The 691-nt window shown below is 32.9% G+C and carries 1 protein-coding gene; it reads left to right on the top strand.

Annotated features, from left to right (window positions below):
* Positions 1–668 (top strand): hypothetical protein (locus A6E03_RS19730; protein WP_065601590.1); only part of this gene is annotated, 668 nt, incomplete at its 5' end.
* Positions 669–691: the final 23 nt, after the last annotated feature.

Genomic DNA, 691 nt, shown 5'->3' with positions numbered 1-691 from the left:
TTATGCAGGCGTTAGGCGAAGATCATATAACAAAAGTGAGGTTAGTTGTGTCTAGTTATGTAGAAGCGATTCAAATAAAGTTCAAAGAGGTTGAATTAAATTGGTCGCAATTGAATCAGATTAAAAATATTAAAATGATATCATCAATGTATATTTGGATATTTATCGTACCAATTGCAGCAAAGGTTTTATCATTAACTAATGAAATGGCTACAGTGACATTATTTGATTATACGTTTCAGGTGAATCTTGCACTCCCATTTTCATGGAGACTTTTTTACTTTGCGGCTTTGTTTTTTGCTTTGGCTACTTTAATTTATCAAGCTCGTTGCCCTCGGCTTATTAAAGAATATTCAACTTTTGCCACCTTTGACAATGAAGGGAAACCTGAATGGCATTTGAGGCCATATGCTGAAGATATTGGCATTAATTATGAGTCTTTTAAAGATGACTTAGAAAGCTCAATGCTTGAGCATGATGGTAGAATGCATAAAGATAAAGAATATGTTCAAAGTGTCTTTTGGAATCTACATTGGTCTGCTGACAAGAAAAGACGAGTATCATTTTTAAGTTGCTTTGCATGTTATGTGATTGGGTTTGTATTAATATCTATAGTATTTTTCCAAAATTTTGCTTGGGTAATAAAAAATATATCGTCAACGGTGTAAGTATTCGCCTAACAAATGCATCA

The sequence above is a fragment of the Aliivibrio sp. 1S128 genome (genome assembly GCF_001691065.1).
In the GTDB taxonomy this organism is placed as follows: domain Bacteria; phylum Pseudomonadota; class Gammaproteobacteria; order Enterobacterales; family Vibrionaceae; genus Aliivibrio.
This window is presented reverse-complemented; position numbering and strand designations above follow the sequence as displayed.